The 5067-nt window shown below is 76.8% G+C and carries 4 protein-coding genes; 3 read left to right on the top strand and 1 reads right to left on the bottom strand.

What is annotated here, in order from left to right; genetic code table 11:
• The first annotated feature begins 280 nt into the window (after positions 1-280).
• Positions 281-2101: a copper resistance CopC/CopD family protein gene (locus ACZ56B_RS26600; protein WP_468795785.1), complete on the top strand. Its 1821-nt coding sequence runs from the start codon at positions 281-283 to the stop codon at positions 2099-2101.
• Here the strand turns inward: ACZ56B_RS26600 and ACZ56B_RS26595 are convergent.
• Positions 2075-2995 (bottom strand): DUF72 domain-containing protein, encoded by a 921-nt coding sequence (locus ACZ56B_RS26595; protein WP_468795671.1) that lies wholly within the window; start codon positions 2993-2995, stop codon positions 2075-2077. The genes ACZ56B_RS26600 and ACZ56B_RS26595 overlap by 27 nt on opposite strands.
• A 130-nt stretch (positions 2996-3125) precedes the next feature.
• Between ACZ56B_RS26595 and ACZ56B_RS26590 the strand changes: the two genes are divergently transcribed.
• Complete coding sequence (locus ACZ56B_RS26590) at positions 3126-4163, top strand: permease (protein ID WP_468795668.1); 1038 nt, start codon at positions 3126-3128, stop codon at positions 4161-4163.
• Positions 4160-4951: a TIGR03943 family putative permease subunit gene (locus ACZ56B_RS26585; protein WP_468795665.1), complete on the top strand. Its 792-nt coding sequence runs from the start codon at positions 4160-4162 to the stop codon at positions 4949-4951. The genes ACZ56B_RS26590 and ACZ56B_RS26585 overlap by 4 nt, the downstream gene beginning before the upstream one ends.
• Positions 4952-5067: the final 116 nt, after the last annotated feature.

Genomic DNA, 5067 nt, shown 5'->3' with positions numbered 1-5067 from the left:
CCACCCGAAGGTCCTCCTTGGGTGGTCCCCCTCCCCCCCCCCCCCCCCCAAGCCCCCGGCCCGGTGAGGGGAGGCGGCGGCGGACGGGAGGCGCGGTGAACGCACCGCGCCTCCCGTCCGTACCCCACCGGAGCCGGACGGCCGGAGGACGGGGTACGACGTGGAGCGACGGCGCAGCGTGGCGGTGACGGGCGATGACCGTCGGGACGGGGCGGTGACGGCCGGCGGCGGGCGGGCCGGGGCGACGGGCCGCGCGGCCCGGCGGCTTCGGGGACTGGCGCTGCTGGGAGGCGTGCTGCTCCTGGTCCTCCTCGGCGGCGCGGCCCCGGCGAGCGCCCACGCCGGCCTGCGCGGCGCCGACCCCGAGGACGGGAGCGTCCTTGAGTCCGCCCCCCGGCACGTCACCCTGACCTTCACGGAGTCCGTCGGCCTGCTCGAGGACTCCTTCCGCGTCTACGGCCCCGACAACCGCCGGGTGAGCCTGGGCGAGCCGGAGCACGCGGACGGCGCCTCCGACACCGCCCGCACCGGCCTGCCCGACGGGCTCGCCGAAGGCACCTACACGGTGGCCTGGCGGGTGGTCTCCGCCGACAGCCACCCGGTCTCCGGCGCCTTCACCTTCTCCATCGGCACACCCTCGCCCACCGCGCCCGCGGTGCCCGCGGAGCAGGCCGAGCACCCGGTCACCAAGAGCCTCTACGACACCGGCCGCCACCTCGCGTACATCGCGGCCGCCCTGCTCGTCGGCACGGCGGCGTTCGCGGCCCTGTGCCGTCCGCCGGACCCCGCCCCGCTGCGGGCGCCGCTGCTCACCGGCTGGTGGACGCTGCTGGCGGCCACGGTCTTCCTCCTCGTCCTGCGCGCCCCGTACGAGGCCGGGACGGCCCCGGCCACCGCGCTCGACGCCTCCGCCCTGACCGGCACCCTCACCGGCCGCCCGGGGCTCGCCCTGCTCGCCCGGCTGGCGCTGCTCCTGCTGACGGCGGCGGCCCTGCCGCGGTTCTCCCGGCGCCCGGCGCCGGAACCGGGCCGGACACCCCGCGCGCACCTGGCGGCGGGCGCCGCCCTGTCCGTCGGCCTCGCCCTGACCTGGGCGGCGGCCGAGCACGCCTCCGCCGGGATCCAGGTCCCGCTGGCGATGACGTCGTCCGTCCTGCACCTGCTGGCGACGGCGTGCTGGCTGGGCGGCCTGACGGCCCTGCTCCTCACCCTGCGCCGCGCGCAGACCCCGCCGCCCGTCGCCACGGTCACCCGCTTCTCCCGCCTGGCCTTCGTCTCGGTGACCGTCCTCGTCGTCACCGGCGCCTACCAGTCCTGGCGCGGCCTCGGTTCCTGGAGCGCGCTCACGGAGACGTCGTACGGCAGGACCCTGACCGTCAAGCTCGTCGTGACGGCCGTCCTGCTGGCGGTGGCGGGACTGTCCCGCCGCTGGACGGCACGGCTGGCGCAGGCGCCGGTGGCGGTGGAGGAGCGGGCGCCGCAGCCGGTGGGAGCGGCACCCGGGGCGGGCCCGGGGCCGCGCCCGGGGGCCGGGGAACCGGGGGCCGGACGGACCGGGGACCCGGAGGCGGGCTCCGGGGACCGGCCGCACCCGGCGGACGGCGACCCGGACCGCCGGCGCCGGGCCCTGCGGCTGTCCGTGCTGGTCGAAGTGGCCGTGGGCGTCGTGGTGCTGCTGGTCACGACGGTGCTGACGGGCACCCTCCCGGCCCGCGCGGAGGCCGAGGCCGCCGGGGCGGCCCCGACGGCGGGACTCCCCGGGGCGTCGACGGTCACGATCCCCTACGACGTCGGCACCCCCGGCGGGAAGGGCCGGGTGCAGATCACGCTGGACCCGGGCCGGGTGGGCGAGAACGGCGTCCAGGCGGTGGTCTTCGGCGCCGACGGCGGGCTGGTGTTCGTCCCGGAGCTGAGGATGTCCTTCACCCTCGCCGCGAAGGACATCGGACCCATCGACGCCGGGCTGACCGACCGGGGCGGCTACTGGGCCACCAACGACCTCAACCTGCCCCTCGACGGAGACTGGACGATGAAGACGACGATCCGGGTGTCCGAGGTGGACCAGGTGACCGAGTCACGGGAGGTGCGGATCACCCGGTGACGGACCGCCCGCCGGTGAGACGCCCGCCGACGGGGCCCGCCCGCCGACGGGAAGCCCGAGCAGTCCGCGCATGAGCTCGGCGGCCCGCACGGAGGCGTCCCCGCAGCACGTGTTGAACAGCACGTGCACCTGCTCGACCCGGTCGGCCAGCCGCCGCAGCCGCGGCACCCACGCCCCGAGTTCGTCCGCCCCGTACGCGTACCGGAACCGGTCCTCCTTGCTGCCCGTGCCCCAGGCGGCGCTGCGCCCGTGGAACCGCACCACGGACAGGCGGGACGAGGTCACGGGCGTGACCGGCGGTACGGACGAGGGCAGCGACTGCACCATGTCGACGCCGACCGCGGCCATCGCACACCGGGCGAGCAGCGCGGACGTGGCCTCGGCACGCCCCGCCTCCCACCACGAGGGGTGCCGGAACTCCACGGCCAGGGGCCACCCCTCGGCCCGCCGCGCGCACTCCTCCACGAACGCCTCGCCCGCCGCCCCGGCCCGCAGCCACGGCGGGAACTGGAACAGCACGCTCCCCAGCCGCCCGCCGTGCCGCAGCGGCCCGATCCCCTCGGCGAACCGCGCCCACACCTCGTCCAGCACCGCCGGGTCGCGCGCGTCGGGCGGCAGCCCGCCGGGCATCACCGCACTCCGCGTGGGATGCCCGGTCAGCAGCGAGAACGCCTTGACGTCGAACACGAACCCGTCGGGCGTCCGCTCCACCCACAGCCGGCTGTTCCGCTCGGAGGGCAGGGCGTAGTACGAGGCGTCGACCTCGACGACGGGGAACCGCTCCGCGTAGTGCCGCAGCCGCCCCTCGGCGTCCCGCCGCCCCACCGGGTACCAGCCGCTGCCGACCAGTGCCCGGTCGGTCCAGGAACAGGTGCCCACCAGGATGTCTCCCATGGGGCCCGGTTACCCGCCGGATCCCCGTCCACCCGGGCGGCCGGCCGAGGGGGTCCGTTCGAGGCGCGCCCGAACGCACGTGCCCGGCGGCCGCTATCTTTCGTCCCGGACGTCGGACACACGGAGCGGCATGCGACAGACGGAGGAACGGGCCGGGGGGTCGTACGGGGCCGTCACGGTCCCCGCGGACGCCGACGGGGCCCCCGCGGGCGGCTGGCCCCGGTTCTGGCCCCTGCTGCTTCTCGGGGCGGCCGTGCTGCCCGGGACGGTGCTCTTCGCCGTCGTCCGGTGGGGGGACGAGCCGGCCGTGCAGGCCTGGCGGACCGTCTGCCTCTCCATCACCGTGCAGGCGCTGCCGTTCCTGCTGCTCGGCACGGCCCTGTCCGGCGCGATCAACGCGTTCGTGCCGGCCCGGGTGTTCACCCGGATGCTGCCCCGCAGGCCCTCGCTCGCCGTCCCGGTCGCCGGAGCCGCCGGGGCCGTCCTGCCCGGCTGCGAGTGCGCGTCCGTCCCGGTCGCCAGCAGCCTCATCGGCAGGGGCGTCACCCCGGCCGCCGCCTTCGCGTTCCTGTTGTCGGCCCCCGCCATCAACCCGGTGGTGCTGACCACCACGGCCATCGCCTTCCCCGGGAGCCCCGAGATGGTGGCGGCCCGGCTGCTCGCCTCGCTCGCCACCGCCGTCGTGATGGGCTGGCTGTGGCTCCGGCTGGGCCGCGCGGAGTGGCTGCGGCCGGCCGTGCGGCACACCGGGCACCGGCCGGGGCACAGCCGCTGGACGGAGTTCCGGCTCGGCTTCCAGCACGACTTCCTGCACGCGGGCGGCTTCGTCATCGTCGGGGCCATGGCGGCGGCCACCTTCAACGTGGCCGTCCCCGAATCCGTGCTCGGTGTGTTCTCCGACTCGCCCTGGCTGTCGGTGCTCTTCCTGGCCGCGCTCGCCGTCGTCCTCTCGGTGTGCTCCGAGGCCGACGCGTTCCTCGCGGCCTCCCTCACCGGCTTCTCGCCCCTCGCGCGGTTGACGTTCATGGTGGTCGGGCCGATGGTCGACCTGAAACTGATCGCCCTCCAGGCGGGCACCTTCGGACGGGCCTTCGCGGTCCGCTTCTCCGCCGCCACGGCGGTCGTCGCCGTCCTGTGCAGCGCGCTCGTCGGAGGGATCCTGCTGTGAAGCGCCCCCTGCAGGCGGTCCTGCTCGTCCTCAGCGGCACCGGCCTGCTGCACGCCTCGCTCCTCACCGACCTCTACCTGAGGTACGTCAACGGCTGGATGCGTCCGCTGCTGATCGCCTCGGGGGCGGTGCTGCTCCTGCTCGGCGCCGCCGAGGCCTGGTCGCAGAGGCCGGGCGGGGGCCGGAGGGCCGGCGGGAGCCGGGGGGCTGACGGGGACCGGGGGTCCGGCGGGGGCCGCCACGAGGACCACGACGGCGACGGTCACGACCACTCCGGTGTGCCCGGCGTGGCCTGGCTGCTCCTCCTCCCCGCGCTGAGCCTGCTCCTGCACGCCCCGCCGTCCCTCGGCTCCTACACCGCCTCCCGCCAGGCCTCCGAGCCCGTCGTGCGGCGGGACGGCTTCGATCCCCTGCCCGCGACCTCGCCGGTCCCGCTGACCCTCCGCGACTTCATCGGCCGCGTCCAGCAGGACCGCACGCAGGCCGTCAAGGGCCGCACCGTCCTGATGACCGGGTTCGTCACCCCCGGCGAGCGGGACGGGGACTGGTACCTGACCCGGCTCCTGATCAACTGCTGCGCGGCGGACGCCCGGTCGGTCAAGGTGCGGATCCACGGCGCCCCGGCCCCGCCCGCCGACACCTGGGTGACGGTCGTGGGGACCTGGCACGAGGGCGGGACCCTCGGCACGCGCTCCGCCCCGGCCGCACTCGACGCCCGCACCGTCCAGGAGGTCGACCGGCCGGGGAACGCGTACACGGACGCCCCTCCGCTCCCCCTTCCCCGCTGACGGCGGGGGTCCGGGGGGGAGAGGGGGCCCAGGGGACCGCACACGAGGTCCGGGGGGGGGGGGGGGCGGGGGGGACGGTGCGGGGGACGGAGAGACGAAGGGCCCGCCCGTGGCCG

It is taken from the genome of Streptomyces sp. NPDC034670, from assembly GCF_055574875.1.
The sequence above is the reverse complement of the archived record's forward strand: the minus strand, read 5'-3'. Positions and strand labels throughout refer to the sequence as shown.

Coding starts and splice junctions, on each gene's coding strand:
- ACZ56B_RS26595 (WP_468795671.1), bottom strand. CDS start 2,995: ATGGGAGACATCCTGGTGGGCACCTGTTCCTGGACCGACCGGGCACTG.
- ACZ56B_RS26590 (WP_468795668.1), top strand. CDS start 3,126: ATGCGACAGACGGAGGAACGGGCCGGGGGGTCGTACGGGGCCGTCACG.